This is a genomic window from Synechococcus sp. SynAce01, assembly GCF_001885215.1.
Classification (GTDB): Bacteria; Cyanobacteriota; Cyanobacteriia; order PCC-6307; family Cyanobiaceae; genus Regnicoccus; species Regnicoccus frigidus.
The window spans coordinates 1,218,742-1,244,781 of record NZ_CP018091.1; the positions used below are offsets into that span (position 1 = coordinate 1,218,742).

Genomic DNA, 26,040 nt, shown 5'->3' on the forward strand with positions numbered 1-26,040 from the left:
GGCCTTTTCAAACGCGCCAAGCGTGCAAGCGAAGCGCGCCTAACTTATGTGAACTTCCCTGGCCGCTCCCGATGTCGTTGCCCCGCCCGTCCCTGCCTGCACTGCTGGCGGCGGCTGCGTTGTGCTTCGCTCCTCTCGCGGCTGCCGCGGCCCCCAGCCTGGCCCTCCTCCAGACCCTGGAAGCCAGCCTCAACAGCGGCAACTCCGGCTCCCTCTCCGGCCTGCTCAGCGAAGGGCCGGGCCTCGATCCCAGCGAGCTGGTGGAGCGTTATGACGCCCTGCGCAAGCGCTTCCCCGATGCCCGTTGGCAGGTCAGTCCGGGCAAGGCGCTCCGGGATGGCCGCAGCACGGTTCAGATCAAGGTCAGTGGCAGCCGCAGCGAAGGGCCCTACCTCTACCGGCTGGAAGCCGAACAACTCCTGGCCTTAGGCGAGGGCGGCGGACGGCTGAACGGCCAGGAAGTGATCCGTGAAACCAGTGTGCTGCGCAGCGGTTCCGTTGAGCTGCCGATCAGCCTGCAGATCCCCGATGCCGTGCTCACCGGCCAGCGCTACGACGTTGACGTGGTGTTCGACGAGCCACTGAACGGGGCGTTGGTGGCGGGCGGAATCGCCCCGATCACCGGCCCGCAGATCAGCGCTTCGCAGAACCCGGAGCTGGAGCTCGCCGCCCTCGCCGGTGGCGGCCTGTTCAAGATCGTGCAAGCGCCGCTCGAACCAGGCAGCCAGACCTGGGCCGTGCTTTTGGTCCATCCCGACGGCATCATCAGCACCACCAAGCGGGTGCGGGTGGTGGCTGACAAGGCCGCGCTCACCCCTTGAACCAGCGGATCAGGGCCGACACGTCCTCATCCCCGTGGCCGGCCTCGATCAGGGCGTCTTCGATCGCCGCCACCCGTTCGCCGATCGGCAACTCCAGCCCGGTGGCGGCTGCCGCGGCCAGAGCGATGGCCAGGTCCTTGCGGTGCAGCGCCAGCTTGAAACCCAGCGGGAACGACCCCTCCAGCATGCCGCCAGCCCGGTTCTCCAGGGCCCAGGAGCCCGCCGCCCCGCTGGCGAGGGCCTGACAGACCGCCGCCATCGGCAGCCCCAGCCGCTGGCCCAGGGCCATCGCCTCGGCCACGGCGGCGTAGCTGCCGGCCACCAGCACCTGGTTGACCGCCTTGGCCTGCTGCCCGCAGCCCACCGGGCCGAGGTGGGTGATGCGGCTGCCGACCACCTCCAGCAGGGGGCGGGCCCGCTCCAGATCGGCCATCGTTCCGCCCACCAACACCGACAGGCTGCCGGCTTTGGCCCCTTCCGTGCCACCGGTCACCGGGGCATCGAGATAGGCCACGCCCTGACGGCCCAGGCGCTCGGCCAGCGAGCGGCTGACGGCCGGATCGATCGTCGAGAAGTCGATCACGGTGGCCCCTGGGCGCAATCCAAGAGCGGCCGGCTGGGCGGCACCGAACAGCACGGCCTCCGCGGCGGCCCCATCGGTGAGGCATAGGCAGAGCCAGTCGGCGGCGGCTGCAGCTGCTGCCGGCGTGGGCGCCGCCGCCGCACCGGCAGCCAGCAGCGAAGCCTCCCGCGAACGTGTCCGGTTGTGAACGCTGAGCGGAAAGCCTGCGGCCAGCAGATTGGCTGCCATCGGGGCGCCCAGGGCCCCCAGGCCGATGAACGCCAGCGGGGGGCGGAAAGATTCAGTCATGGTCGGGCGCCAACGGGTAGGAGTTCAGTCGGAGATGCAGCCAAGGCCAGGGCCACGATGGTTGGGTTCAACGCCCCAGATCCATGTCCCGATCCCTCACCCTGCAGCGCTTGTTCTTGCCGCCGGTCGCTGCTGGCCTGGCCATGCTGCTCCAGGTCGATTCTGGAAAAGCCCAGACCAACCCCAACCCTGCGGTTCGAGTCCCAGCTGGCGAGCGGGTGCAGCTCAGCGAGAGCCAGAAGCAGGAGATCTTCAAGTCGCGCCACAGCTGGGCCCTGCGGGACAACGCCGCCCAGATGGCCATCCTCAAAGACAACGAGCGTTGCCTCAAGGCCGCCGCTGACATCGAAGCGTTGCGTCGCTGCCGCGGCGAGCAACGCAAGGAGCTGCGCGAGGTGATGCAGACCACGCGCAGCGAAAACCGTGCCCTCGCCCAACGGCTTGGGATTCCCATGCCCGAAGAGCGCGGCAGGGGTCAAGGCCGAGGCGGCAAGCGCAACCCCACGCCACAGCCCTGAGCGACAGCTTGAGGCCCCTTGAAGTCAGGCGTCGTCGAGGGCGGCGACGCCGGGGAGCACCTTGCCCTCCAGCAGCTCCAGGCTGGCGCCGCCACCGGTGGAGATGTGGCTCATTTTCTCCGCCACACCCACCTTCTCGACGGCCGCCACGGAGTCACCACCGCCGATGATCGTGCAGCAGCCCGTGCCGCTCAGCTCGGCGAGGGTGTGGGCCACACCGTTGGTGCCGGCGGCGAATTTGTCGAACTCGAACACGCCCATCGGCCCGTTCCAGATCACGGTTTTGCAGTCGGCCAAGGCCTCCTGGAAGGCCTGGAGTGAATCCGGGCCGATGTCGAGGCCCATCCAGCCGTCGGGGATCGCGTCCACCGCGGTGGTGAGCGTGTTGGCGTCGGGGGAGAAGGCGTCGGCGAGCACGACATCGCTGGGCAGCAGCAGCTGCACGCCCTTGGCCTTGGCCTTGGCCTCGAGCTCCTTGGCCAAGTCGAGCTTGTCGTCTTCAACCAGGCTTTTGCCCACCGCCAGGCCGCGCGCCTTGTAGAAGGTGAAGATCATGCCGCCGCCGATCAGCACCTTGTCGCACTTGTCGATCAACGACTCGAGCACGCCGATCTTGCTGCTCACCTTGGAGCCGCCAACGATCGCCGCCAGCGGACGCTTCGGCTCATCGATGGCGCCCTGCAGATACTGCAGTTCCTTTTCCATCAGCAGCCCGGCCACGCTGGGCTTCAGGTATTCGGTCACGCCGGCGGTGGAGGCATGGGCCCGGTGGGCGGCGCCAAAGGCATCATTCACATAGACATCGGCCAGGGCGGCCAGCTTGGCGGCGAAGCCGGGATCGTTCTTCTCTTCCTCAGCGAAGAAGCGCACGTTCTCCAGCAGCAGCACATCGCCATCGGCCAGGGCCGCCACCTTGGCTTCGGCGTCAGGGCCGATGCAGCTGTCGGTTTTGAGCACCGGCTTGCCCAGCAGCTCACTGAGGCGGGCCGCCACCGGGGTCAGCCGCATCGCCTCATTCACCTGACCCTTGGGCCGGCCGAAATGGGCGGCCAGAATCACGCGGGCCCCTTTGGCAGTGAGCGCGTGGATAGTGGGAAGCGCGGCGCGGATCCTGGTGTCATCGCTGATCGCCCCCGAGTCCGCCAGCGGAACGTTGAAATCGACCCGCACCAGCACCCGTTTGCCCTGGAGGTCATCGCTGCTGAGGCTGGCCAGGGAACGCTTCGCCATGGGGGAATGGTCTGGGGAAAAGATTGGGCGAGGCTAGGCCCCGGCCCAGCGGGCGCTAGGACAAGAGAGTCAGATCCCACCGCCCGCCTTTTCAGCCGGACTTCGAACGATGTTCAGCACTGTTCTGTTTCCCATCGATCAGAGCCGCCAGACGATGGACACCGCTGCGGTGGCCCTGGAGCTTGCCCAACAGCATTCCAGTCGGCTGGTGGTGCTCTCGGTGGTGGAAGAAGAGGAAGGGGCGATGCATGATGCCGCCGCCGTCGCCCGGCTGCTGGAGCAGGCCCGCGTGCACTTCGAGCAGGCCGGCATGGCCTGCGAGGTGATCGAACGGCAGGGCAAACCAGCCTTCGTGATCGGCGATGTGGCCGATGAGATCAACGCCGATGTGATCGTGATGGGCACCCGCGGCCTCAGCCTCGAGCCGGGCGAGGAGAGCACCGCCTCGCGGGTGATCCAGCTGGCCCCCTGTCCGGTGCTGGTGGTGCCCTGATGGAGCGTGTCGTCGACCCGACTCCGGCGGGTCCGATCCCGGCGGGCCATGGCCTCAGTGTCTCGGCCCCGGCGATTCAGTGGTATCCGGGCCATATCGCCAAGGCGGAGCGCCAGCTCCACAAGCAGCTGGCCAAGGTGGACCTGGTGATCGAGGTGCGTGATGCCCGCATTCCCCGCGCCACCGGCCACCCCCGCCTGCAGCGCTGGATGCAGGGCAAACAGCGGCTGCTGGTGATCAACCGCCGCGACATGGTCAACGAAACGGCCCGGCTCGCCTGGGACCGTTGGCTGCGCAGCCAGGGCGAGACCCCTTGGTGGTGCGATGCCCGGGCCGGCACCGGCGTGAAGCAACTGCAGGAGGCAGCCGTGCGGGCTGGCCGGCAGCTCAATGCCCGCCGGGCCGGTCGCGGCATGCTGCCGCGGCCGGTGCGGGCCCTGATGCTGGGGTTCCCAAACGTGGGCAAGTCGGCCCTGATCAACCGGCTGGTGCGCCAGAAGGTGGTGGACAGCGCCCGCCGGGCCGGGGTGACCCGCACCCTGCGCTGGGTCAGGGTCGGCCAGGACATCGATCTGCTCGACGCCCCCGGCGTGCTGCCGCCACGGCTGGATGATCAGCGCTCCGCCCTGCTGCTGGCCCTCTGCGACGACATCGGCCAGGCGGCCTATGACGGCGAGGCCGTTGCGGGCGCCTTCCTGCGCCTGCTCGACAGCCTGACGGGCAGCCCGGAAGCTGGCCTCAACCCTGGGCTGGTGGAGAGCCGCTATGGCGTCCCCATCGGTCGGCTCGATCCCGGCGATGGCCGCTCGGTGGTGGATGGCTGGGCCTGGCTGCAGGCGGCGGCGGCACGGCACACCAGCGGCGATACGGCCCGCATGGCCCAGCGCCTGCTCGACGACTTCCGCCGCTCCCTGCTCGGCGCCATCGCCCTGGAACTGCCGCCACCGCCCCAGCCACAGCAGCCATGACCGGCTCTGGCAGCGCTGAAACCTTTGGCAATGGCGAGGGCGAGCTGGTCAGCCTGGTGTACCCCAAGCCGTTGCCGATGCGGCTCGACCGCTGGCTGGTGGCCCAGCGGCCGGAGCAGAGCCGCGCCCGCATCCAGAAATTCATAGAAGCCGGCCTGGTGCGGGTCAACGGGATCGAGGGACGGGCCAAGACGCCCTTGCGCCCCGGCGATGCGGTGCAGCTGTGGATGCCCCCACCGGAGCCACTCCCCTACCTGCTGCCGGAGGCGATGCCGCTGGATGTGCTCTACGAAGACGCCCACCTGATCGTGCTCAACAAGCCGGCCGGGCTGACCGTGCACCCAGCCCCGGGCAACCGCGACGGCACCTTGGTGAACGGACTGCTGCACCACTGCCCCGACCTGCCGGGGATCGGCGGTGAGCGGCGGCCGGGGATCGTGCACCGGCTCGACAAGGACACCACCGGCTGCATCGTGGTAGCCAAAAGCCAGGAAGCCCTGGTGAAACTGCAGGTGCAGATCCAGAAGCGGATCGCTTCTCGGGACTACCTGGCCGTAATCCATGGGGTACCCAGGGAGGAGAGCGGCACGATCGAGGCACCGATCGGCCGCCACCCGCTGGATCGCAAAAAATATGCGGTGGTAGAGCTCGAGAAGGGCCGCCAGGCCCGCACCCACTGGCAGCTGGTGGAACGGCTGGGCGACTACTCGCTAATGCGCTTCAAGCTCGACACCGGCCGCACCCACCAGATCCGGGTGCACTGCGCCCATCTGGGTCACCCGATCCTGGGCGATGCCACCTACGGCCGCTGCCGCAAGCTGCCGATCTCCCTCACTGGCCAAGCCCTGCATGCGCTGCGCCTGGGGCTCGACCATCCGATCAGCGGCGAGCGGCTGGTGTTCGAGGCCCCCCTGCCGCCGATCTTCGAAAAGCTGCTGGCGGAGCTGCGCCGGGGCTGATCAATCAGCCAACGATGTTGTGCTCCGCTTCTCGGCGCAGCAGGTCGAAGATCGTCTCGCGCTCGAACAGATCGGCCACGGCGATGGCGGTGAGCACCGCGAAACCGATTGGCAGCAGCAGGGAGTAGTCCTTGCTCAGTTCAAAGCTCAGCAGGATCGCCGTGAGCGGTGTACGGGTCAGGGCGGCGAGGAAGGCGGCACCACCGGCGAACACCAGCGTGGTGGGGGCGTAATCGAACAGCACCAAGCAGAGCTGCTGCACCAGGGTTCCTAGGCAGGCGCCCACCACCAGGGCCGGGGCGAGGATGCCGCCGGGCGCTTCGGCAGCGACGGCCGCTGCGGTGCCCACCGCCTGCACCAGCAGCACCAGCAACGACTTGAACGGGGTGGTCAGGCCCAGCAGGGCATCAAAGCCGAGTTTGTCGACGTTGTCGAAGGAGGCAGGCAGCAGCGACCAGCCCAGCCCGATCAGCAGGCCCAGCAGCGCCAGCAACTGCCAGGAGGGCAGCCGCAGCCGGAAGAACCTCTGGCGCATCGAAAGGATCCAACGCTGATAAAGCATCGCCAGGAATCCGGCAAGCACACCAAGGGCCAGCAGGAAGGGCAGATCGAGGAGGCGGAACTCATCGAGACGGCTGGGATACTGGATCACCGGACCCAGCTCCCTCAGCCAGAAGGGGCCGCTTCCGGGCACGGCCAGCAGCCGCGTCCAGGCCACAGTGGCGAAGGTGGCAAAGGTGGCGGCCGCATTGATGCGGATGTCGGCGCGTTTGAGCAGCTCCTCGAGGATGTAGGCCAGGCCACCCAGGGGGGCATGGAAAATGGCGGCAAGGCCGGCGCCGCTGCCGATCGCCACCGCCACGCGCCGGGTGGAGCCGCGGGTCTGCAGGGCATCGGCCGATTCCTTGGCCAGCGAGGCACCGATCTGAATCGAGGGGCCCTCAGGCCCCACCGGGATGCCGCTGCCGATGGCCAAGCCACTGGCCAGCAACTTCACCACGGCCACCCGCCAGCCCATCGGCAGCGGGAACCCCCGCAGATAGAGCAACACCTGCACGATTCCCGAGCCTTTCGCCGCAGGCTCCAGGGCCGTGATCAAGGCACCGGCGAGCCCTCCCCCCAGCAAGCCCACCAAGGGCAGGGCCAGCCAGCGAGGCAGCGCGGCGGCCAGCTGCAGGCGCAGACCGTTGACGGCGGCGATCTCCTGGCCATAGATCCAGATCCCTACCCCCACGCCGATGCCGATCGCATTGACCAGCAGGAAGATGCGCAGCAGATGGAAGGCTTTGCCCATGGGCTCAGGCCAGCTGGGGCAGGCGCGGGCAGGCCGCCACCAACTGCTTGGTGATCGCCGCCTGGGGATGCTCCAGCAGCCGCTCGCCGACCCCCTCCTCAACGATCTGGCCGTTTTCGAGCACGAGCACCCGCTGGCAGAAGCCGCTGGCCACCGAGAGGTCGTGGGTGATGAAGATCATCCCCAGCCCCAGCCGCTCCTGCAGGTCGCGCAGCAAGGCCAGCACCTCGGCCTGCACTTCGGCATCCAGCATGCTGACGCTCTCGTCACAGAGCAGCACCTTCGGCTTCAGCACCAGGGCGCGGGCGATCGCCACCCGCTGCTGCTGGCCGCCGGAGAGCTGGCGGGGCAGCCGGTTCTCGAAGGATTCAGCGGGGCTCAGCCCCACCGCCTCAAGCCCCTGGCGGGCCAGGGCGCGGGCCTCGCTGCGGCCGGCCAGGCCATGGATCAACAACGGATCAGCCACCGCTTCGCCCACGGCCATGGCGGGGTTGAGGCAGGCGAGTGGGTCCTGGAACACCATCTGGATCTGGCGCCGGGCCCGCCTGAGCTCCCGGCCACGCAAGGCGCGCAGGTTCTTGCCGTGCAGCCGCACCGCACCGCCGCGCACCGGCACCAGGCCGGCCACGGCCCGGCAGAGGGTGCTCTTGCCACAGCCGGAAGCCCCCACAACCCCGACGGTTTCGCCCTCGTGCAGGCGCAGGCTGACCCCATCGACGGCCTTGAGCCAGCGACGCTGCCAGGGCGGTGAGGGCAGCGGATGCCAGCAGCGCAGACCATCGAGCTCAAGCAACAGCGGCTTGGTGCTCGTTTCAGGAGAGCCACTGCCCTCCCGCAGCCGGGCCGCGGCCACCAGCCGGCGTGTCAGCGGCGCCGCGGGTTCGGTGAGCAGGCGCTGCGAGGGGGCCTGCTCGACCAGGCGCCCCTGATCGAGCACGGCGATCTGCTCGCACCAGTGGCCGGCCATCGCCAGGTCGTGGCTGATCAGCAGCAGGGCGCTGCCGCTTTCGCGGCAGAGGTCGGTGAGCTCGGCCATCACCTGGGCCGCCACCGCCACATCCAGGCTGGTGGTGGGTTCATCGGCGATCACCAGGGGTGGTTCCAGGGCCATGGCCAGGGCGATCGACAGGCGCTGGCGCATGCCACCGCTGAATTCATGGGGGTAGCTGTTGAAGCGCTCGCCGGCGATCCCCACCCGCTCGAGCAGGTCGAGGGCGCGCTGGCGAACCCGCTGGCGCGCCCAGCGCGGCCGGTGGGCCGCCAGGGTGTCAGTGAGGTGTTCCCCCACCCGCAGCAGGGGATTGAGCCGGGTCATCGGGTCCTGGAACACCAGTCCCACCGCCTCGCCCCGCAGCCGCCGCAGCGCCTGGCGCTTCAGCAAGCGGGGATCCTGACCGGCGAGCAGCAGGCCACCGCTGCAGGAGCTTCCGGCCGGGAGCAGCTGCAGCACCGCACGGGCCACCGTGCTCTTGCCGCAACCGGAGGGACCCACCAAAGCGAGCCGGTCGCCGGGCTCCAGGGTCAGATCGAGGCCATCCAGCACGGCAGGCCCCGCGGCAGCCCCCACGCCAGACCCCTCAGGCTCCGGGTAGCGCACCACCAGGCCGTCGATCTTCAGCACCGGGCCGACGCTGCTGGAGGCGGTCATGGGCTGGGCAACGGGCAAACGCTGGCGGCCCCAGCATGGGGGACTGGACACACCATGACGAACACCTGATCTGATTTGCCTACGATGGGAAGATCAGAACGTTCTGATGACTGAAGCCGCCGGCTCCCTGATCACCCGTCCACGAGGCCAAGCCTCCACGCTGATCGAGGCTGCCGACTTGCCATCACCACCCCTGAGTTCGGAGTTGGTGAGCCCTGAGCTGCGCCGCCAAACACTCCGTTCCGTCGCCGACTACGGCGTGGAGCTCCCCGCCTGGCTGCAGGCCTGCATCGAAAAAGCGCCTCCGGGCGAACGCCACACCATCCCCACCAGTGGCGAAGGCCTGCTCGCCTCGGCCTTCGATTTTGCCTACCAGCTCCACGACGGCCAGGTCAGGGCCACTGGCGAGCCCTACATCATCCATCCGATCGCGGTCGCCGACCTGCTCCGCGACATCGGTGCGAGCCCCTGCGTGATCGCCGCCGGCTTCCTCCACGATGTGGTGGAGGACACCGAGGTGGTCTCCGAGCAGCTGGAAGCCCACTTCGGCCCCGAGGTGCGGGCCCTGGTCGAGGGCGTCACCAAACTTGGTGGTATTCACTTCACCAACCACACCGAAGCCCAGGCCGAGAACCTGCGGCGGATGTTCCTGGCGATGGCCAGCGACATCCGCGTCGTGCTGGTGAAGCTGGCCGACCGGCTCCACAACATGCGCACCCTCGGCGCGCTCAAGCCGGAGAAACAACAGCGGATCGCCCGCGAAACCCGCGAGATCTATGCCCCGCTCGCCAACCGGCTGGGCATCGGACGCCTCAAGTGGGAACTCGAAGACCTGGCCTTCAAGGTGCTGGAGCCCGAGTCGTACCGGGAGATCAAGGAGGAGGTGGCCAGCAAGCGCAGCGACCGGGAAGACCGGCTGGCGGTCACGGTGCGGCTGCTCAAGGATCGGCTGACAGCCGCGGGAGTGCGCCACTGCGAGGTGAGCGGGCGGCCCAAGCACCTCTATGGCATCTGGAGCAAGATGCGGCACCAGCAGAAGGCCTTCCACGAGATCTACGACGTGGCCGCCCTGCGCATCCTCACCGAAGACGTGGAAGGCTGCTACCGGGCCCTGGCCGTGGTGCACGACACCTTCCGGCCGATCCCCGGCCGCTTCAAGGACTACATCGGCCTGCCCAAGCCGAACGGCTACCAGTCGCTGCACACCGCCGTGATCGGCCGCCACCGGCCGGTGGAAGTGCAGATCCGCACCACCGAAATGCACCAGGTGGCGGAATACGGCATCGCCGCCCACTGGAAATACAAGGAAGGAGGATCACCGGCCACCGGCGGCGGCGACACCGAACGCTTCAACTGGCTGCGTCAGCTGGTTGATTGGCAGCAGGACGGCGGCAGTGAAGACAGCAGCGACTATCTCGCCTCGATCAAGGAAGACCTCTTCGATGAGGAGGTCTATGTGTTCACGCCCAAGGGCGATGTGGTGGGGCTGCGCACCGGCTCCACCGCCGTTGATTTCGCCTACCGGATCCACTCGGAGGTGGGCAATCACTGCCAGGGCGTGCGCATCAACGACCGGCTCTGCCCCCTGGCCACACCGTTGCAGAACGGTGATTTCGTGCAGGTGATCACCACCAAGAACGCCCACCCGAGCCTCGACTGGCTCAATTTCGTGGGCACACCGACGGCGCGCAACCGCATTCGTCAGTGGTACAAACGCAGCCATCGCCACGAAAACATCCTGCGGGGCCGCGACCTGCTCGAGCGGGAACTGGGCCGCAACGGCTTTGATGCCCTGCTCAATGGCGAGGCGATCGCCAAGGTGGCGCGCCGCTGCAATCTCGGCGGCACCGAAGACCTGCTCGCTTCACTCGGCTTCGGCGGCGTCACCCTGCATCAGGTGCTCAACCGCCTGCGCGAGGAGATCCGGCTGGCCAGCGAAGCCGCCGCCCCGGTGCTCTCCAACGAGGATCTGGCCCGCTCGGTGGGCAAGCAGGCCGAAACACTGGCCAGCCCCGACACCAGCGGCAGCGCGATCCTTGGCCTTGAAGGTCTCGACTACCGCCTCGGCGGTTGCTGTTGTCCCCTGCCGGGCGAAGCGATCGTGGGCAGCGTGGCCCTCGGCAACCATGGCATCACCATCCATCGCCAAGATTGCGCCAACGTCAACCAGATCCCCGTGGAGCGCCGCCTGCCGGTGCACTGGAACCCCAACACCGACCCCCAGCGCCGCCGTTACCCCGTGCAGTTGCGCATCGAAGTGCTCGACCGGGTCGGCGTGCTCAAGGACATCCTCACCCGCCTCTCCGACAGCCGCATCAACGTCAGCGACGCCCGCGTCCGCACCACCTACGGCAAACCCGCCTGCGTCGACCTCAAGGTGGAATTGCTGAGTGCCGGCCAACTGCGCACCACCATCGACCAGATCCGCTCGATGGCCGACGTGCTCGACCTCTGCCGCACCGGCATCGGCTGAAGGGTCGAGCGGCTTCCTACGCCAGTGATGCCCTCCAACCCCCTGCTAGCCCTGCCCTTCGAGCCTGCCATCGAGGGCCTCGGGGGTGACTACTGGGATGTGGTGGAGGCGGCGGCCTTTCCACTGACGCGCCTGCGCTTCCGCAACGACGAGCTGCTGCGCCAGCTGGGAATCGATCCGGCGGCGGTGAGCGATGCAGATCTGGAGGCGGCCTACGGACGCTTCGAGGCGCGCACGCCGCTGCTGGCCCTGCGCTACCACGGCTATCAATTCGACAACTACAACCCCTTGCTCGGCGACGGTCGCGGCTTTCTTTACGGCCAGCTGCGCGATCGCCACGGCCACCTCCAGGACCTGGGCAGCAAGGGCTCCGGCACCACGCCCTGGAGCCGTGGCGGTGACGGCCGCCTCACCCTCAAGGGCGGCGTTCGAGAGCTGATCGCCAGTGAGGCGCTGCACCGCCTCGGCGTGTCCACCAGCCGCACCCTCAGCCTGGTGGAAACCGGCGAGGACCTCTGGCGCGGCGATGAGCCCTCGCCCACCCGCAGTTCGGTGATGGTGCGGCTGGCGCGCACCCACCTGCGCTTCGGCAGCTGCGAGCGGCTGCGGCACCTGGGCCAGCCCCAGCAACTGGAGCGGCTGTTGCGCCATGTGGTGGCCATCTATTACCCGCAGATCGCGGCAGCCCATCCGGCCGATGGCCCCGCCGGCGTGAAGCCCCAGTTGCTGGCCTTCTACGGCGCCTTGGTGGAGCGGCTGGCGCGGCTGGCGGCCGAATGGATGGTGGCCGGCTTCACCCATGGGGTGCTCAACACCGACAACATGTCGCTGGCGGGCGAGAGCTTCGACTACGGCCCCTTCGCCTTTCTGGAAACCTGGGATCCAGGCTTCACCGCCGCCTATTTCGACCAGAACGGCCTCTACGCCTACGGCCAGCAGCCGCTGATCTGCCATCAGAACCTGCGCCGGCTGCAGGAGCCCCTGGCGATGCTGCTGCCCCGCCCTGAACTGGTGAGCCGCCTCGAGCGCTTCGCCCCCGCCTACGACCAGCACTACCGCCTGCGCCTGCTGCGGCGCCTCGGTTTCGACCTCAGCGTTGATCCAAACGGTGGCGATCAGCCGGTGGGGTCAGGCGCTGAGCTGCCCGACCTTGTGCCGCTCACCCTGCAGCTGCTGGCGCAATGGCCGGTGGCCTACGGCTCCTTCTTCGCCGCCCTGGCGGCACGGATCAGCAGCGCGGGTGTGCCCCAGGAAGCCGAAGCCCTCCTGCCCTTCCTGCCTGGTGCCCCGCCACCGCCCCGAGGCCCCTGGCAGGCCTGGCGCGATGGCTGGTGGGCCTGGAGCCATGCCCTGCCGACCGATAAGCAGGCCCAGATCGGCGCCACCCTGCGGCGCTGGAACCTACCGATCACCCCGGTGCGCGCTGAGGTGGAGCGCCTCTGGGAAGCGATCGATCAACGCGACGACTGGCAACCCCTGCATCAGTGGCTGGATTCAGTTGTTTGAGCGCGTGGTTTGAATCATTTGAGTCTGCCGATGCTGGCGAGTCCGGGTGTTTTGCGCTACAGCCCCAAAAAGCTGAATCTGTCTGACTTTCCCTAACAAGACTTCGAATTGATGCATCCCGATGACTTCCGAACAAGCCGCCCAGCTGATTGACGACACCCTCGATCTGGTCCATCAACGGCTCCAGCAGTTGGACGCCGTGCAACAACGGCGCGAACATCGGGCCCTCTCCGAGGAGTTCAGGGAGTGGCGTCAGCCCAGTGGCGGCCACATCGACCTGATGCTCTGCCCTGGATTCGGCAAGGGTTGATCCCGGCACAGGATCCGGCTCAGGATGGTGTCAGCGGCTGGCGTGCTTCGCGCTCCAGCCAATACCAATAAGCCAGGGAAACGGTGCTGGACGCCACCAGGCCCACAAGGCTGGAGCCCAGCAGCAAGCGGCTCGAGAACGACCAGCCCAGCTCCCAGAACCCTTCTCGCTGCAGCACCTCGGCGCTGGGCCAGCCGCGGCCGGGGCCGAGCAGCCAGGCGCCGAGCTGGTAGTTGAACCAGTAGAGCGGCACGTAGGTGATGGGGTTGCTGATCCAGGTGCCGGCGGCCGCCAGCAGGTGATTGCCACGCAGCAGGCTGGCCAGGCCGATGCCGAGCAGGGTCTGAACCCCGAAGAAGGGAAAGCAGCCACAGAAGATGCCGGCCGCCAGCCCACGGGCCCGCTGGCCATGGCTGCCCTCCTGCTGCCAGAGCCAAAGCAGCCACCGCCGCAGCCGAGACTGCAGCGAGCGTCGTTGCGAAGGACTGTTGGGATCAGACGACACGATTGCGGCGATCGCCACGGCGGTGGCGCCCGGGCAGGGGAGTGTGGCAATCGTAAGGATCTCGGGACCGCAGGCGGAGACGATCGGCCGTCTGCTCTTCCGTGCCCCAGGCCAGCAACCCTGGGACAGCCACCGGGTGCTCTACGGCCACATCTGCGATCCAGCCACGGATGAACGGGTGGACGAGGCCCTGCTGCTGTGGATGAAGGCCCCCCGCAGCTTCAGCGGCGAAGACGTGATCGAGTTACACGGCCATGGCGGATTGATCGTGGTGGAGCGGGTGCTGGAGCTGGTGCTGGCGGCCGGGGCGCGCCGGGCGGGGCCTGGCGAGTTCAGCCAGCGGGCCTTCCTGAATGGCCGCCTCGATCTCACCCGCGCCGAGGCGATCAGTGAACTGATCACGGCCCGCAGCCGCCGGGCCGCCCAGCTGGCGATGGCCGGATTGGAAGGGGGATTACAGCGCCGCATCGAAGCCCTGCGCCAACAACTTCTTGACCAATTGGCCGAGCTGGAGGCCCGGGTGGATTTCGAGGAAGACCTGCCGCCCCTCGATGGTGCTGCGGTGGTGGCAGCTCTCGAAGAGGTGCGCAAGGCGTTGGAGGAGCTGGTGGCGGAGGCCGGCCAAGGCCAGCTGTTGCGTGAAGGGTTGAGGGTGGCGATCGTTGGCCGGCCCAATGTCGGCAAATCCAGCCTGCTCAATGCCCTCAGCCGGCGGGAGCGGGCGATCGTCGCCGACCAGCCCGGCACCACCCGTGACCTGGTCGAAAGCGAGCTGGTGCTCGAAGGGGTGCCGCTCACCTTGCTGGACACCGCCGGCATCCGCCCCACCGACGACCCGATCGAGCAGCTGGGCATCGCCCGCAGTCATCAGGCGATGGCGACGGCCGATGCGGTGCTGCTACTGGTCGATCTGGCCGAGGGCTGGACAACGGCCGACCGGGACCTGCGCGCCCAATTGCCGGATCAGGTGCCCCAGCTGGTGGTGGGCAACAAGGCGGATCTGGCCGGGGTGACGCCAGGCCTGCTGCCAGACGCCGACGCGACGGCCATCGATGTGGCGATCAGCGCCCGCCATGGCGACGGCCTCAAGGCCCTGGCGACCGCCCTGCTCAGCCGCTGCGGCAACAGCCTCGGTCCTGGCCTGGTGGTGGCGCTGAACGGGCGGCAACGGGATCTGGCCGCCGCCGCCGCCGGCAGCCTGGACCGGAGCCTGGAGGCCGCCGCCCAGCAGTTGCCCTACGACTTCTGGACGATCGATCTGCGCCAGGCCGCCGGAAGTCTCGGCGCGATCACCGGCGAGGAGGTCACCGAAGCGGTGCTCGATCGGGTTTTCGCCCGCTTCTGCATCGGCAAATGAGCCGGAAGCGGGCTGGCGTTGAGCAGGATGGAGCCGAGCACGTTGCTGCGCAAAGCCTTGACTCCGCTGCCTGAGTCTCTGAATCATTCAGGCCTCCAGGCGGCGGCCCAGCTGGACCAGCCGGCCCTGGAGGAGCTGCTGCGCGCCTGGCTGCGCGAAGACATCGGCCGCGGCGATCTCACGGCCCCAGCCCTGATCGGCCGCCGCGGCCGGGCCCACTGGACCTGCAAACAGGCGGGCCTGTTCTGCGGCGGCGTGCTGCTGGAGCCCCTGTTCCAGCTGCTGGATCCAGCGCTGGAGCTGCGCCTGCTGGTGGCGGACGGGGAGCCTGTGCAGGCCGGCCAGCGGCTCGTGGAGCTCGATGGCCTGGCGACAGCGCTGGTGGCCGCTGAGCGCACGGCCCTGAATCTGGCGATGCGGCTCTCCGGTATCGCCACCGCCACCGCCACCTTGGTGGCGGCCCTGGAAGGCACAGGGGTTCGCCTGGCTGACACCCGCAAGACCACACCGGGTCTGCGGCTGCTGGAGAAGTACGCGGTGCGCTGTGGGGGCGGGCTGAATCACCGCCTCGGCCTCGATGACGCCGCCATGCTCAAGGAAAACCACCTGGCCTGGGGCGGCGGGCTGGAAGCGGCGATGGCGGCGGTGCGCGGCTCGGCCCCCTGGCCGGCAAGGCTGATTGTGGAAGCGGAAACCGCGGCCGAAGCGGAAGCGGCCGTGCGGGCCGGGGCCGATGGGGTCTTGCTCGATGAGTTCTCCCCGGCGGAGCTGGCCCAGCTGGTGCCGCGGCTGCGGGCACTGGCGGCCACCGGCCCGGCCGGGCGGGTGGTGCTGGAGGCCTCCGGCATCCAACCGGAGCAGCTGCGCGCCTACGCCGCCACCGGCATTGATCTGATCTCCAGCAGCGCCCCGATCACCCGGGCCCCCTGGCTCGACCTCAGCATGCGCTTCACAGAATGGGCCGCCTGAACCTTGTCTTCAGCACGTGCCAGTCCGTTGCGGCTTGCTGACAGACCAGACCAGCATGGGCAGAGTGGCGGTGGGTTTTTGATGCCGTAGGCCATGCCGCACCGCCGCTTGAATCCCCCTCGCCCCTTGTGGGCCTCAGCGCTACTGGCCCTGCTGACCGGCGTGCTGGTGGCGGCGCCGGCCAGGGCCGGAGGGGTCCTGAAACAGGTGGCCACCAGCGGCGAGCTGCGGGTGGGCGGCGACACCGACCTGCCACCGTTGCTGTTCAGCGATGCCGGCGGCAAGCCCATCGGCTACGGCATGGCGGTGAACAAACGCATCCAGGCGGAGCTGGCCACGACCCTGGGCCGGCCCGTGACGCTGCGCTTTGAGGCGGTGGCCGATCCCGCCGAGCTGGTGCGTCGCGTCGCCGCGGGCGAGCTGGCCCTGGCCTGCGGCGTGCCCTTCTCCTGGGCGCGCGACAGCCAGGTGGATTACACCCTGCCGATCGGCCTCTCGGGGATCCGGGTGCTGGCCGAAGACGGCCGCCTCGACGGCACAGCCGAGTCGCTGCAGGGCCAACGCATCGGCGTGGTGGCCGGATCCCTGGGCGAGGGGGTGCTCCAGGCCATCCAGCCCCAGGCCACAAGCACCAGCTTCTCCGGCCTGGGCGCAGCCGTGGCCGCCCTGCAGGCCGGAGATCTCGATGGCGTGATCGGCGACACCAACCTGCTCAGCGGCCTGGCCCACAGCCGCAACGCCAAGGGCCTGGTCCTCACGCCCTCGCTTCCCTACGAGCGCTACGCGATCGGTTGCATCGTCCCGCAGGACGACTCCGCCTTCCGTGACCTCAGCAACCTGGCGATCGCCCGATTGCTGCAGGATTATCTGAACGGCGAGCCCGAGGCGATCGCCAGCGTGGATCCCTGGGTGGGGCCCCAGGGGGTGCTGGGGGTGCCCTCTGAGCGCATCCGCACCTATTTCGAGTCGGTGCTGCTCAACCACGAAGCGATCCGACCCCAGGATCCGGCCACACCCCGCTAACCACCCAGCGTCCGTCACCCCGTCCGTTGTCTTCCCGGTCCCACCCCGATGGCATTTCTGCTTCGTTCCAGGCTGTTCGGTTTCCTGTTGATCCTGGCGGCCCTGCCCGTGATCCCCAGCGCCGCCCAGGCGGCTGCCTCCGACGGGCCCGACCCTGACACCCTCTCCGTGGAGGCCCGCCTGCGCCGCATTGCCGGAGCGCTGCGCAGCAGCGAGGACGGGCCCGAGAGGCCCGACGGACCCAGCGCTGGGCAGGAGGATTCCGCCACCTGCGCCTCGGATGATCTGCTCGCCTACGTCTTCGTCAACGGTCCAGGGATCGGCTGGCGCAATGGCGGCTTCCGCAACGGGGGCTTCCGCAATGGCGGCTTCGGGAATGGCGGTTTCCGCAATGGCGGCGGCTTCCGCAACAGCGGCGGGCACCACGGCGGTTTCCGCAATGGCAGTCATGGCTTCCGCAACTACTGGTGAACCGGCGCGAGCCATGCAGCAACCCATGGCCCTGAGCCCAGCCCAGCCCACCAGCGCAGACAGCTTCGGCCCCCTGCGCCTGCTGGTGGTGCAGCCCACGCCGTTCTGCAACCTCGACTGCGACTACTGCTACCTGCCCAGCCGCAACGACCGCCGTCGCCTGCCGCTGGAGCTGCTGGAGCGCACGCTGGAGCGGGTGCTGGAGAGCCCCTATGTGTCGGGCGATTTCACCCTGCTCTGGCATGCCGGTGAGCCGCTCACCATGCCGATCGCCTTCTATGACGACGCCACGGCCCTGATTCGTCGCGTTCTGGAGAGGCGCGTTGGGCCGCCGCTGCGGATCCAGCAGTCGCTGCAGACCAACGCCATGGTGATCGACGCCGCCTGGTGCGACTGCTTCGAGCGCAATGACATCCATGTGGGCGTCAGCCTCGATGGCCCGGCCTCCCTGCACGACGCCCATCGCCGCACCCGCACCGGCCTGCCCAGCCACGCCGCCAGCCTGCGCGGCATCCGCTGGCTGCAGAGCCGCGGCATCCCCTTCCAGGTGATCGCCGTGCTCACCGACGACGCCCTGGATCAGGCCGACCTGCTGTTCGATTTCTTCGCTGACCACGGCCTTCACAACCTGGCTTTCAACATGGAGGAAACCGAAGGCGACAATCTCAGCTCCTCCCTGTCGCGGCCCCACGCCGAGGCCCGCTACGTCAGCTTTCTGGAGCGTTTCTGGGAACGGCTGCGCCAGCAGCCCGGGGCCTTGCGCCTGCGCGAGTTCGACGAGATCACCAACCTGGCCTGCTGTGACCAGCGCCTCAGCCGCACCGACATGAACCACCCGTTCGCGATTGTGAACGTGGATGCCCGCGGCAATTTCTCCACCTTCGACCCGGAGCTGCTGGCGGTGGCCACCGCGGAGTACGGCGACTTCGTCTTCGGCAACGTGCGCAGCGACAGCCTGGAATCGGCGGTGGACAGCGCCAAATTCCAGCGCGTGCTCAGCGAGATCCGCTCCGGCGTGGCGCGCTGCAAGGCCGAATGCGACTACTTCGGCCTCTGCGGCGGAGGTGCCGGCAGCAACAAGTACTGGGAGCAGGGCAGCTTCGACTGCAGCGAAACCCAGGCCTGCCGCTACCGCATCAAACTCAGCGCCGACGTGGTGATGGCCGGCCTGGAGCGCGAACTGGAGCTGACTGGCTGAGTGGCCTGCCAGCGGGGTCCGGCTGACGCGGGATGATCGGAACCAGTGACCGCGCCGCCGCGACCGACCACCCCAGCCATGCTGCGCATCTTCGAAGAGCTCAACGCGCATCTCGCTGCTGCGACCCAGAGGGCCTTCCCGGCTGCCGCCGCCGGCCAGCCCCTCGACCCCCAGCTGGCCGCCGCCAGCAAGCCGGAATTCGGCGATTTCCAGGCCAACGGCGCCCTCGCCCTGGCCAAGCCCCTGAAGCAGGCACCCCGGGCGATCGCGACCGCGATCGTGAACCAGCTGAACGCCGACACCAGCTTTACGGCCCTGTGCCTGCCACCGGAGATCGCCGGCCCCGGCTTCATCAACCTCACCCTGCGACCCGAGCGGCTGGCCCATGAACTGCGCCAGCGCCTGGGCGATCCCCGCCTGGGGGTGCCCAGCGTGGCCGCGTCGGCGCCAGTGGTGGTGGATTTCTCCAGCCCCAACATCGCCAAAGAGATGCATGTGGGGCACCTGCGCTCCACGATCATCGGCGACTCGCTGGCGCGGGTGCTGGAGTTCCGCGGCCATCCGGTGCTGCGGCTCAACCATGTGGGCGACTGGGGCACCCAGTTCGGCATGTTGATCACCCATCTCAAGCAGGAGGCCCCCGAAGCGCTCAGCACTGCCGATGCGGTGGATCTGGGTGACCTGGTGGCCTTCTACCGCCAGGCCAAGGCCCGCTTTGATGCCGATGAGGCCTTCCAGGCCACCTCGCGTGAGGAGGTGGTGAAGCTGCAGGGGGGGGATCCGGTGTCGCTGAAGGCCTGGGGCCTGCTGTGCGATCAGAGTCGCCGCGAATTCCAGAAGCTCTACGACCGGCTCGACATTCGCCTGAACGAACGGGGCGAATCCTTCTACAACCCCTACCTCGAAGCGGTGGTGGCCGATCTGGAAGCCAGCGGCCTGCTGGTGACCGACGACGGCGCCCGCTGCGTGTTCCTTGAAGGGGTGCTGGGCAAAGACGGCACCCCCCTGCCGGTGATCGTGCAGAAGCGCGACGGCGGCTTCAACTACGCCACCACCGACCTGGCGGCGATCCGCTACCGCTTCGCTGAACCGCCCGAGGGCGATGGGGCTCGGCGGGTGATCTACGTGACCGATGCCGGCCAGGCGGCCCATTTCGCCGGCGTGTTCCAGGTGGCGGCTCGGGCCGGCTGGATTCCCAAGGAGGCCCGCCTGGAGCACGTGCCCTTCGGGCTAGTGCAGGGGGTCGACGGCAAGAAGCTCAAGACCCGCGCTGGTGACACCGTGCGCCTGCGCGATCTGCTCGATGAAGCCGTCGAGCGCGCTGAGGCCGACCTGCGCCGTCGCCTCCAGGAGGAAGAGCGCAGTGAGGACGAAGCCTTCATCACCCATGCGGCCACCACCGTGGGCCTGGCGGCGGTGAAGTATGCCGATCTCAGCCAGAACCGCAGCACCAACTATCAATTCAGCTTTGATCGAATGCTGGCCCTCACCGGCAACACCGCGCCTTACCTGCTCTATGCGGTGGTGCGTATCGCCGGCATCGCCCGCAAGGGAGGCGACATGGCGACAGCCGGAACGGAACTGCATTTCAGCGAACCCCAGGAATGGGGCCTGGTGCGGGAGCTGCTCAAGCTCGATGGCGTGATTGCCGAAGTGGAAGAAGAGCTGCTGCCCAATCGCCTCTGCACCTACCTGTTTGAGCTCAGCCAGGTGTTCAACCGCTTCTACGACCAGGTGCCCGTGCTCAAGGCCGCCGAACCGGCCCGCTCCTCCCGCCTGGCCCTCTGCAGCCTCACCGCCGACACCCTGAAATTAGGCATGGGCCTGCTGGGAATCCCGACCCTGGAGCGGATGTGATGGCAAGTGAAACGGCCTGGGTTGCCTAGCCAGAAGGCCAGCTAATTGCCGCGATAGGTGGAGTAGCCATAGGGGCTCAGCAGCAGTGGCACGTGATAGTGATCCAGGCTGCCATCCATGCTGAAGATCACGGGAATCTTCGGGAAGAAGGTGCTGATGCCTTGTTTTTTCAGCCATTCACCTGTCTTGAACGTGACCCGATAGGTTCCCTTCTCAAGCGGGGTACCTTCGGGATAGAGATCGCGAACGCGGCCTTGAGCATTGGTGCGAGCCGTACGCAACAGCGTCCATTGCTCACCCTTCATCCGCTCAAGAATCACCTCAACACCAGCACTGGGCAGCCCATCTTGTGTATTGAGAACATGAACGCTTAACGGATTGTCAGCAGCCACGGCCATCGACAAGAGTGAAGTCTGCATGGCAAAGCCGAGTGCCAGTGTCTTGAGCATCTTAGAAGTCTCCACCAGAGACAGTCTACTTGAGCCTACCAACCAGACGTATCTGCAGGCATGAAGCGCAGTGGACTAGCGGCAGGAGAAAACACTGTCTGGGGCGCAGTTTCTCTCTCATCCCACTTCAAAAGAGGTGACGCCAAACAGGCGATCAACCGGCAGATCAGGCACCTCTCCCCTGAACATTCTGGCGGTCTCAAACGAGATGGTCATGCCGTTGCGTTCAGCCATGTCCACAGCAGCCTGGTTGACGTCTGGTGTGTCAAGAAAGATTGGCCCTGAAGGCTTTACCGAAGCCTTCAGGGCCAGAAACAATGATTCCGCCCATTCTGGATTGTCCGCAAAAAGTGGCCCGATCTTATGGCCAGAGCGGCACTGGCGAATCACACCATAACCAACAAGCCGGCCGTTATGAATCATTCCCAGAGCCTCACAATTTGGTTGCTTAATCCAGGTCGAAAGGAACGGAGACCGGTCTGCAGGAAAAAATGGCTGGTCGTAATGTTCGATCATTTCAAAGGGCAATGTATTCAGCTGCACGATGTCTGCATTTACAGGCATGCTGCCGCTGCCAGCTCCTTGATAGCGTCTGTTGCGATAGGCCAAATGGAAGCCTGACCTTTCGTAGTTGGCTTGCTGGTCTGCGACGCCATCAAGGCCAATGGTGCGGCCTTCAAGCTGCTGAAGGCCGGCGTTCCAGATCTGGATGCCATAGCCTCTGCCGCGATACCCTGGCTTCACAATGTAGAACCCTAAAAATCCAAAAGATTCGCCATATTGGATTGCGGAGATCGTAGCAATCGGTTCATCACCAAGAAATCCAATCAGAAAACCATTGGGATCAGCGGTATAGTAGCAATGAGCGTCATGAAGTCCTGGATTCCATCCTTCCTGCGCCGCCCAATCAACAGCGATAGCAACTTCGCTTCGGCTCATTGTCTTGATTCTGTAGTCGTTGTTTTGCATGAAGGAAATTTCTGTTTTGTGCCCCGATCACTTGGCCACAGAGGCAGGCGAATGGCGGTGCTAGACAGTTGAACTTACCTCAACTTCAGGGCTCGCACGCAATTGACCCAATGGCGTAGCGATGAGGCTTGAGGTTGGGACCTCTATCTTCAAGAGCCGCTTAAAGATAGGCTGATATATCTTGACCTAGAAAGGCTTGTCCTATACTGAAAGAATGCGAAAACACTCGCCAGCGTTCTGGGTAAAATAGATACGGCAGCCTGAGGCAGTTCAATATCAAACCCAAACCTCCTTCCCTAGCATGTCGAATATCCACTGGATTCATAGATGCAGTTGTCACCCTCTAACGCTCCAGATCAGAAGCGAGCCCGCCTTTTGCCGTTAAACAATCACCCATTGATCCCATCTTCTGTATCTTAATGTTAGCCGAGACCACGCCAACTTCACAGGTCGCCTGGCTCAAGGCCGGTGTGCTTGGCGATTTGGACAAGCATACTGGGGCCTATCTCCACGCCCTCATGGAAAGCAAAGACATAGTCCGGGTATCCCTCATGTTCAAGCGTCTTGTGTGATCCTGATTGTCGCTTAACTCTCCATCCAATTGACTTGAGCGCGGCAAAGACCTTTTTGCTTTGGGTGACGGCTATTGCTCATGCAGAGAGTGGAAGTGAGAAGCTGATGCTGATTGGCTCGAATTCCCCATTTTCAAGTCGATCAGCGATGACGCGAAGAGCCAAAACCTCAGCCTTTGCCATCGCATTAGCAGAAGAACCCCCATAAGCCAGAACTCCAGGCAGCTCTGGCACTTCGGCGATCCAGCGACCGTCTACTTCTTGCTCACACTCCAACGAGAAATTCATGTCTTCCTCCCAGCAGAGGCGACGGGAGCAAGTTCCAGGTTAAAGCACATCCATTCCTTAAAAACAGCCTGGCCGATGCCCTCCTACCGATTCAGCTAACGCTCAAGATCAGCGGCGGGAAGTTGATCATTGCTCAGATTAAGAGTTGAATACGCCCGCCCGCTGAATCTTGATGTTAGATATCTCTGGAATCGCTTGCGGGAGCAGCCTCAAGCTAGCCCAACAGACTAGATTCATTGTCGCCGATTGTCAGTCCGACTTCCTCTATGCTAACAGTAGAAGCGACTGGCGCATTAACGGGTATTTCAAGATTCCGATTAGCGATTCCGAATGGAATGTGAACCATAGGAATGTCACTGGCCGGCGACTCGAGATGACTGATCTGGTCATCAAAGAACATGTGTGGGCGCAAGATTGTGAGAATACGGTGCTTCTCCATGCCACCCAAAAAGAATGCCTCATCCACTGAAACCCCCCAAGCTTTGAGGGTCGTTACAACGCGTTCGTGAGCTGGCGCATTTCGCGCAGTCACAATTGCAATTCTCAGTATCTTCTTGTATTGAGGATCATCTTTTTGCTGCTTTTGTTCTAGCTTTTGCATGAAAGCAAGTTTTTTGAATAGGTCGGCCAAAGGCCCTGGCTGATGAGGCGTTTCCTGATGAACTGTTTCATGCGCCTGGAACTCTACAAGATCATTGTTCTTCTTGAAAACGGCCTCCGCTTCATCGTTTGCAATCACACCGTCAAAGTCGAAAGCGACTCTTAGTTCGGCGTCGGCAGCATCATCGAAGACTTTTGACTGCAGCACAACTCCAGCGGGATAATCCGAAGCAATTGCTTGCCGGACATCGCTTGGGTTTGCGCTTAGAAAGAGAGATGCGTTAAATGCAGGGAGATATTCGTGCGGCGACCGGCCAGCAATAAATGCAGCTCTTGTTATATTAAGCGAGTAATGGTGAATAGAGCGAAAAACTCGTAGGCCTGTCTCAGGAGAATTCTTTGATAACAAAACTACCTCAACAGGCTCTCTCTCGGGAAACGCCCGATTAATGCCAAGAAATCGACGAATGAAAGGAAATGCCACTCCCTTAGACAAGGGAATGTCAATATTTTCCTCCTGGTGCACACGATATTTTTCAATGCCCTCCTCATTAAATATCCGATTTGACTCGGACAAGTCAAACAGGGCGCTTGAGGCGACGCCGATAACCAGCTTTCGATCGATGGGGTAAGGCATAGAGCAAATCTAACGCTCGCAATCACCTGGCCGCAAAGGGAGATTGCGATTCACAATGTCCATGCGGTGGCGGCTCAGGTGAATGGCGATGTTAGGCAGACCTAGCCGCCGCAATGAAGTCTTTCGCATCATCTGAATTACCGAGAGCCTGTCCGATGGCTACGGCTTCAACTAGCAAGCCATCAGTATTATGAACCATGATTCTTTTTTCAGCTTTACCGAGGCGATCTATTAGCTTCTTCTCCTGCTTCCGCGCTTGAGAGCTCAGGTGGACACCTCCTTTGACGTTGGCAATATATTTAATCACCTCACGGCGCTTGAACCTCCTCCCGTGAATTACTCCTGAGGTGGAATCAAGGAAATCTGTCAGCGTGAATACACGCTCAAAGGGATAGCCGTTTTCACGAATTGGCTCCGGCGGCGGATTGCCAAGAGGACCATTTCCTTTGTGGATCACCATTGCAGCCATCTGGACGCCTCTGAAGTCAGCTCCGCCGGCAAGAGCAATATCCATCAGGTTCCAATCATTCCCTAGAATCATGTCTAGATCTACTGCGATGAGCCTTGGCTGTTTAGGGCGTCCAAGTGATCTCCAGGCGTGCCCATATGCGACCTCCACGAGCAATCGACGCAGGACAGCGGTGCCCCGCCGAATTTCTGGATACTTGATATCTCCGCACCAAGTTGCCAAATATTCTAGATCCTCGGCCACTAGCAGAATTGATTCGGTGTCCATGGTTTGAATAGTTCCGCCTAACGCTGCCATCACCTGGCCGCAAAGGTTGTGTGTAACGAGAGCCACAGTGATACAGGGCTTATTTGTGGCAGCTCAGGTGAATGGCTGTGTTAGGGGGGGGGCATCCTTGGCAACATTTAGAATAACGCCCGAACGGACCATAGTCACCAGCTACATGCCCTTATCGGGCACAGGCAACAAAGTTCGGTACAACCAGCAGTGCCACTCATGAAGCAGGTATACAAGATCACATATCCGACAGGCAAGATTTACATTGGCAAGGACAGTGTTGGGAGCGCCCGATACATGGGCAGCCCTGACATGAACCTGGTTAACGCTGACTTTGAAACACTTCCAGATCACATTCGCAGAGACTACACCCTGCGAAAGGAGATTCTCTGGGAATCTGATAGTGCAACTGAAGCCGAGCTCTCCGCAAAGGAAGTAGAGATGATCCGTCTCTATCGATCCAATGACCCAACGGTTGGATACAATAGATGGCCAAAGCCATCAACTGATGATTGAGTGGAGAATTGTTCTTCTATGGAACCAAATCAGCAACCCGCTTAACGACCAAGCTGCGCGGCACAAACGAAGCGAAGCGTAGTTTGTGCCCGAACGAGCGCCTTGTTAGCGTTTACTATCATTATCATTCGACTGTAAGGATGGCAAGTAATCGAGACGCTCAGTTACGCTTAACGTACAAGTAGCCTCGCACTTCATACCTTCCTTAGACTCTCCTTTTGACGTATGTTCGGATATTCCTTCTAGCCTCATTTCTGACTGGGAGTATTTGACTTGAGAAATACCCCCAAAACTGACAGTAAACGGCAGATAGTATTTGTACGGATTCTTAATCTTCTCAACCATTTTCTCTGGAACAAGAAAATCACTGAGATGAACAGATCCATACCTGGAATGTTGATCTTTTGTTTCGTTATACCAATGAACAAGATCACCTGAGTAGCCCCCGGCCTCTCTCACATGGTTTTCGTAACAAGTACCTTCCACTTTTAAATATTCAATGAATTTATATTCATCCTTGGGCTTTTCTTCAGAACAAGCTTGCAGAACAAGCTTGCAGAACAAGCTTGCAGAACAAGCTTGCAGAACAAGCACTGTAACTAAAGAAACCATCATTTTCTGAATGCCTCTCATATATTTTCTTTAAACGCTAACTTGTTATTGGACGGTTCTGAGAACCAACCTGCAGGGCGCCGCTGCTTCTGTGAACCCTGCTCATGGCGAAGGCGCCTCTTGGTCAGAATCAAGTAGCCGTCTAGATCCTTAGGATCCGCAAGCACAATCCGTCCGCGGT

The 26,040-nt window shown here is 64.4% G+C and carries 26 protein-coding genes; 14 read left to right on the forward strand and 12 right to left on the reverse strand.

The window, feature by feature from the left end:
• Positions 1–71 precede the first annotated feature (71 nt).
• The gene (locus tag BM449_RS06475) at positions 72–821 is read left to right on the forward strand and encodes a hypothetical protein (RefSeq protein WP_071800554.1); all 750 of its coding nucleotides are present in this window, start codon (positions 72–74) and stop codon (positions 819–821) included.
• Here the strand turns inward: BM449_RS06475 and BM449_RS06480 are convergent.
• Positions 811–1,692, reverse strand: coding sequence for an NAD(P)-dependent oxidoreductase (locus tag BM449_RS06480; RefSeq protein WP_071800555.1), 882 nt, complete (start codon positions 1,690–1,692; stop codon positions 811–813). The two genes, BM449_RS06475 and BM449_RS06480, sit on opposite strands and share 11 nt — an antisense overlap.
• Positions 1,693–1,775: 83 nt before the next feature.
• Here BM449_RS06480 and BM449_RS06485 point away from each other — a divergent pair, with 83 nt between their 5' ends.
• Positions 1,776–2,210 (forward strand): hypothetical protein, encoded by a 435-nt coding sequence (locus BM449_RS06485; RefSeq protein WP_071800556.1) that lies wholly within the window; start codon positions 1,776–1,778, stop codon positions 2,208–2,210.
• A 24-nt stretch (positions 2,211–2,234) separates the two neighbouring features.
• Here BM449_RS06485 and BM449_RS06490 read toward each other — a convergent pair whose 3' ends face one another.
• The gene (locus tag BM449_RS06490; RefSeq protein ID WP_071800557.1) at positions 2,235–3,440 is read right to left on the reverse strand and encodes a phosphoglycerate kinase; all 1,206 of its coding nucleotides are present in this window, start codon (positions 3,438–3,440) and stop codon (positions 2,235–2,237) included.
• Between the two features lie 109 nt (positions 3,441–3,549).
• On the opposite strand from BM449_RS06490, the gene BM449_RS06495 reads away from it, so the two are divergent.
• The 3 genes from BM449_RS06495 to BM449_RS06505 are packed head-to-tail and all read left to right on the forward strand — an operon-like array spanning position 3,550 to position 5,860.
• Complete coding sequence (locus BM449_RS06495) at positions 3,550–3,933, forward strand: universal stress protein (RefSeq protein WP_071800558.1); 384 nt, start codon at positions 3,550–3,552, stop codon at positions 3,931–3,933.
• Positions 3,933–4,901, forward strand: a complete 969-nt coding sequence (ylqF, locus tag BM449_RS06500; RefSeq protein ID WP_071800559.1) for a ribosome biogenesis GTPase YlqF — start codon at positions 3,933–3,935, stop codon at positions 4,899–4,901. The genes BM449_RS06495 and ylqF overlap by 1 nt, the downstream gene beginning before the upstream one ends.
• Positions 4,898–5,860: an RluA family pseudouridine synthase gene (locus tag BM449_RS06505; RefSeq protein ID WP_071800560.1), complete on the forward strand. Its 963-nt coding sequence runs from the start codon at positions 4,898–4,900 to the stop codon at positions 5,858–5,860. Before ylqF ends, BM449_RS06505 begins: the two co-directional genes overlap by 4 nt.
• A gap of 4 nt (positions 5,861–5,864) precedes the next feature.
• Here the strand turns inward: BM449_RS06505 and BM449_RS06510 are convergent, their stop codons facing one another.
• Both BM449_RS06510 and BM449_RS06515 read right to left on the reverse strand, forming a co-directional pair.
• Positions 5,865–7,154: a chloride channel protein gene (locus tag BM449_RS06510; RefSeq protein WP_071800561.1), complete on the reverse strand. Its 1,290-nt coding sequence runs from the start codon at positions 7,152–7,154 to the stop codon at positions 5,865–5,867.
• A 4-nt stretch (positions 7,155–7,158) separates the two neighbouring features.
• A complete protein-coding gene (locus tag BM449_RS06515; protein WP_071800562.1) occupies positions 7,159–8,802 on the reverse strand; it encodes an ABC transporter ATP-binding protein in 1,644 nt (547 codons plus the stop codon).
• 106 nt (positions 8,803–8,908) lie between these two features.
• On the opposite strand from BM449_RS06515, the gene BM449_RS06520 reads away from it, so the two are divergent.
• From BM449_RS06520 to BM449_RS06530, 3 genes are all read left to right on the forward strand, one after another.
• The gene (locus BM449_RS06520; protein WP_083544441.1) at positions 8,909–11,275 is read left to right on the forward strand and encodes a bifunctional (p)ppGpp synthetase/guanosine-3',5'-bis(diphosphate) 3'-pyrophosphohydrolase; all 2,367 of its coding nucleotides are present in this window, start codon (positions 8,909–8,911) and stop codon (positions 11,273–11,275) included.
• Between the two features lie 27 nt (positions 11,276–11,302).
• Positions 11,303–12,781 (forward strand): YdiU family protein, encoded by a 1,479-nt coding sequence (locus BM449_RS06525; RefSeq protein ID WP_071800563.1) that lies wholly within the window; start codon positions 11,303–11,305, stop codon positions 12,779–12,781.
• 121 nt (positions 12,782–12,902) lie between these two features.
• The gene (locus tag BM449_RS06530; protein WP_071800564.1) at positions 12,903–13,091 is read left to right on the forward strand and encodes a hypothetical protein; all 189 of its coding nucleotides are present in this window, start codon (positions 12,903–12,905) and stop codon (positions 13,089–13,091) included.
• A 19-nt stretch (positions 13,092–13,110) separates the two neighbouring features.
• Here the strand turns inward: BM449_RS06530 and BM449_RS06535 are convergent, their stop codons facing one another.
• Positions 13,111–13,608, reverse strand: a complete 498-nt coding sequence (locus BM449_RS06535) for a DUF2062 domain-containing protein (protein ID WP_233831276.1) — start codon at positions 13,606–13,608, stop codon at positions 13,111–13,113.
• Between BM449_RS06535 and mnmE the strand changes: the two genes are divergently transcribed.
• From mnmE to argS, 6 genes are all read left to right on the forward strand, one after another.
• Positions 13,580–14,953 carry a tRNA uridine-5-carboxymethylaminomethyl(34) synthesis GTPase MnmE gene (mnmE, locus tag BM449_RS06540; RefSeq protein WP_233831184.1) on the forward strand — a complete coding sequence of 458 codons (1,374 nt, stop codon included), beginning with the start codon at positions 13,580–13,582 and terminating at the stop codon, positions 14,951–14,953. The genes BM449_RS06535 and mnmE overlap by 29 nt on opposite strands.
• Positions 14,954–15,064: 111 nt before the next feature.
• Positions 15,065–15,922, forward strand: a complete 858-nt coding sequence (nadC, locus tag BM449_RS06545; RefSeq protein WP_071802045.1) for a carboxylating nicotinate-nucleotide diphosphorylase — start codon at positions 15,065–15,067, stop codon at positions 15,920–15,922.
• Positions 15,923–16,015: 93 nt separating this feature from the next.
• On the forward strand, positions 16,016–16,945 hold the full coding sequence (gene grrP, locus BM449_RS06550; protein WP_071800565.1) for an extracellular substrate binding-like orphan protein GrrP: 930 nt from the start codon (positions 16,016–16,018) through the stop codon (positions 16,943–16,945).
• 48 nt (positions 16,946–16,993) lie between these two features.
• Positions 16,994–17,416 carry a GrrA/OscA1 family cyclophane-containing rSAM-modified RiPP gene (grrA, locus tag BM449_RS06555; RefSeq protein WP_071800566.1) on the forward strand — a complete coding sequence of 141 codons (423 nt, stop codon included), beginning with the start codon at positions 16,994–16,996 and terminating at the stop codon, positions 17,414–17,416.
• Positions 17,417–17,429: 13 nt separating this feature from the next.
• Positions 17,430–18,614, forward strand: a complete 1,185-nt coding sequence (gene grrM, locus BM449_RS06560; protein WP_071800567.1) for a cyclophane-forming radical SAM/SPASM peptide maturase GrrM/OscB — start codon at positions 17,430–17,432, stop codon at positions 18,612–18,614.
• A gap of 78 nt (positions 18,615–18,692) precedes the next feature.
• Positions 18,693–20,471: an arginine--tRNA ligase gene (gene argS / locus BM449_RS06565; protein ID WP_071800568.1), complete on the forward strand. Its 1,779-nt coding sequence runs from the start codon at positions 18,693–18,695 to the stop codon at positions 20,469–20,471.
• Between the two features lie 41 nt (positions 20,472–20,512).
• On the opposite strand, the gene uraH is transcribed toward argS, so the two are convergent.
• From uraH to BM449_RS14965, 7 genes are all read right to left on the reverse strand, one after another.
• On the reverse strand, positions 20,513–20,920 hold the full coding sequence (gene uraH / locus BM449_RS06570; protein WP_071800569.1) for a hydroxyisourate hydrolase: 408 nt from the start codon (positions 20,918–20,920) through the stop codon (positions 20,513–20,515).
• A 117-nt stretch (positions 20,921–21,037) separates the two neighbouring features.
• On the reverse strand, positions 21,038–21,889 hold the full coding sequence (locus tag BM449_RS06575) for a GNAT family N-acetyltransferase (protein ID WP_071800570.1): 852 nt from the start codon (positions 21,887–21,889) through the stop codon (positions 21,038–21,040).
• A 443-nt stretch (positions 21,890–22,332) separates the two neighbouring features.
• The gene (locus BM449_RS06580) at positions 22,333–22,536 is read right to left on the reverse strand and encodes a type II toxin-antitoxin system HicA family toxin (RefSeq protein WP_071802046.1); all 204 of its coding nucleotides are present in this window, start codon (positions 22,534–22,536) and stop codon (positions 22,333–22,335) included.
• 3 nt (positions 22,537–22,539) lie between these two features.
• Positions 22,540–22,749, reverse strand: coding sequence for a type II toxin-antitoxin system HicB family antitoxin (locus tag BM449_RS06585; protein WP_071800571.1), 210 nt, complete (start codon positions 22,747–22,749; stop codon positions 22,540–22,542).
• A gap of 214 nt (positions 22,750–22,963) precedes the next feature.
• On the reverse strand, positions 22,964–23,986 hold the full coding sequence (locus BM449_RS06590; RefSeq protein WP_071800572.1) for a 5'-nucleotidase: 1,023 nt from the start codon (positions 23,984–23,986) through the stop codon (positions 22,964–22,966).
• A gap of 91 nt (positions 23,987–24,077) precedes the next feature.
• On the reverse strand, positions 24,078–24,722 hold the full coding sequence (locus BM449_RS06595) for a hypothetical protein (protein ID WP_145536858.1): 645 nt from the start codon (positions 24,720–24,722) through the stop codon (positions 24,078–24,080).
• Between the two features lie 630 nt (positions 24,723–25,352).
• Positions 25,353–25,862: a hypothetical protein gene (locus BM449_RS14965; protein WP_162922852.1), complete on the reverse strand. Its 510-nt coding sequence runs from the start codon at positions 25,860–25,862 to the stop codon at positions 25,353–25,355.
• Between the last annotated feature and the right edge of the window lie 178 nt (positions 25,863–26,040).

Excerpts from the sequence above, each read along its gene's own strand:
- BM449_RS06475 (WP_071800554.1), top strand. The coding sequence starts at position 72 with ATGTCGTTGCCCCGCCCGTCCCTGCCTGCACTGCTGGCGGCGGCTGCG.
- BM449_RS06480 (WP_071800555.1), bottom strand. The coding sequence starts at position 1,692 with ATGACTGAATCTTTCCGCCCCCCGCTGGCGTTCATCGGCCTGGGGGCC.
- BM449_RS06485 (WP_071800556.1), top strand. The coding sequence starts at position 1,776 with ATGTCCCGATCCCTCACCCTGCAGCGCTTGTTCTTGCCGCCGGTCGCT.
- BM449_RS06490 (WP_071800557.1), bottom strand. The coding sequence starts at position 3,440 with ATGGCGAAGCGTTCCCTGGCCAGCCTCAGCAGCGATGACCTCCAGGGC.
- BM449_RS06495 (WP_071800558.1), top strand. The coding sequence starts at position 3,550 with ATGTTCAGCACTGTTCTGTTTCCCATCGATCAGAGCCGCCAGACGATG.
- ylqF (WP_071800559.1), top strand. The coding sequence starts at position 3,933 with ATGGAGCGTGTCGTCGACCCGACTCCGGCGGGTCCGATCCCGGCGGGC.
- BM449_RS06505 (WP_071800560.1), top strand. The coding sequence starts at position 4,898 with ATGACCGGCTCTGGCAGCGCTGAAACCTTTGGCAATGGCGAGGGCGAG.
- BM449_RS06510 (WP_071800561.1), bottom strand. The coding sequence starts at position 7,154 with ATGGGCAAAGCCTTCCATCTGCTGCGCATCTTCCTGCTGGTCAATGCG.
- BM449_RS06515 (WP_071800562.1), bottom strand. The coding sequence starts at position 8,802 with ATGACCGCCTCCAGCAGCGTCGGCCCGGTGCTGAAGATCGACGGCCTG.
- BM449_RS06520 (WP_083544441.1), top strand. The coding sequence starts at position 8,909 with ATGACTGAAGCCGCCGGCTCCCTGATCACCCGTCCACGAGGCCAAGCC.
- BM449_RS06525 (WP_071800563.1), top strand. The coding sequence starts at position 11,303 with ATGCCCTCCAACCCCCTGCTAGCCCTGCCCTTCGAGCCTGCCATCGAG.
- BM449_RS06530 (WP_071800564.1), top strand. The coding sequence starts at position 12,903 with ATGACTTCCGAACAAGCCGCCCAGCTGATTGACGACACCCTCGATCTG.
- grrP (WP_071800565.1), top strand. The coding sequence starts at position 16,016 with ATGCCGCACCGCCGCTTGAATCCCCCTCGCCCCTTGTGGGCCTCAGCG.
- grrA (WP_071800566.1), top strand. The coding sequence starts at position 16,994 with ATGGCATTTCTGCTTCGTTCCAGGCTGTTCGGTTTCCTGTTGATCCTG.
- grrM (WP_071800567.1), top strand. The coding sequence starts at position 17,430 with ATGCAGCAACCCATGGCCCTGAGCCCAGCCCAGCCCACCAGCGCAGAC.
- argS (WP_071800568.1), top strand. The coding sequence starts at position 18,693 with ATGCTGCGCATCTTCGAAGAGCTCAACGCGCATCTCGCTGCTGCGACC.
- uraH (WP_071800569.1), bottom strand. The coding sequence starts at position 20,920 with ATGCTCAAGACACTGGCACTCGGCTTTGCCATGCAGACTTCACTCTTG.
- BM449_RS06575 (WP_071800570.1), bottom strand. The coding sequence starts at position 21,889 with ATGCAAAACAACGACTACAGAATCAAGACAATGAGCCGAAGCGAAGTT.
- BM449_RS06585 (WP_071800571.1), bottom strand. The coding sequence starts at position 22,749 with ATGAATTTCTCGTTGGAGTGTGAGCAAGAAGTAGACGGTCGCTGGATC.
- BM449_RS06590 (WP_071800572.1), bottom strand. The coding sequence starts at position 23,986 with ATGCCTTACCCCATCGATCGAAAGCTGGTTATCGGCGTCGCCTCAAGC.
- BM449_RS06595 (WP_145536858.1), bottom strand. The coding sequence starts at position 24,722 with ATGGACACCGAATCAATTCTGCTAGTGGCCGAGGATCTAGAATATTTG.
- BM449_RS14965 (WP_162922852.1), bottom strand. The coding sequence starts at position 25,862 with ATGATGGTTTCTTTAGTTACAGTGCTTGTTCTGCAAGCTTGTTCTGCA.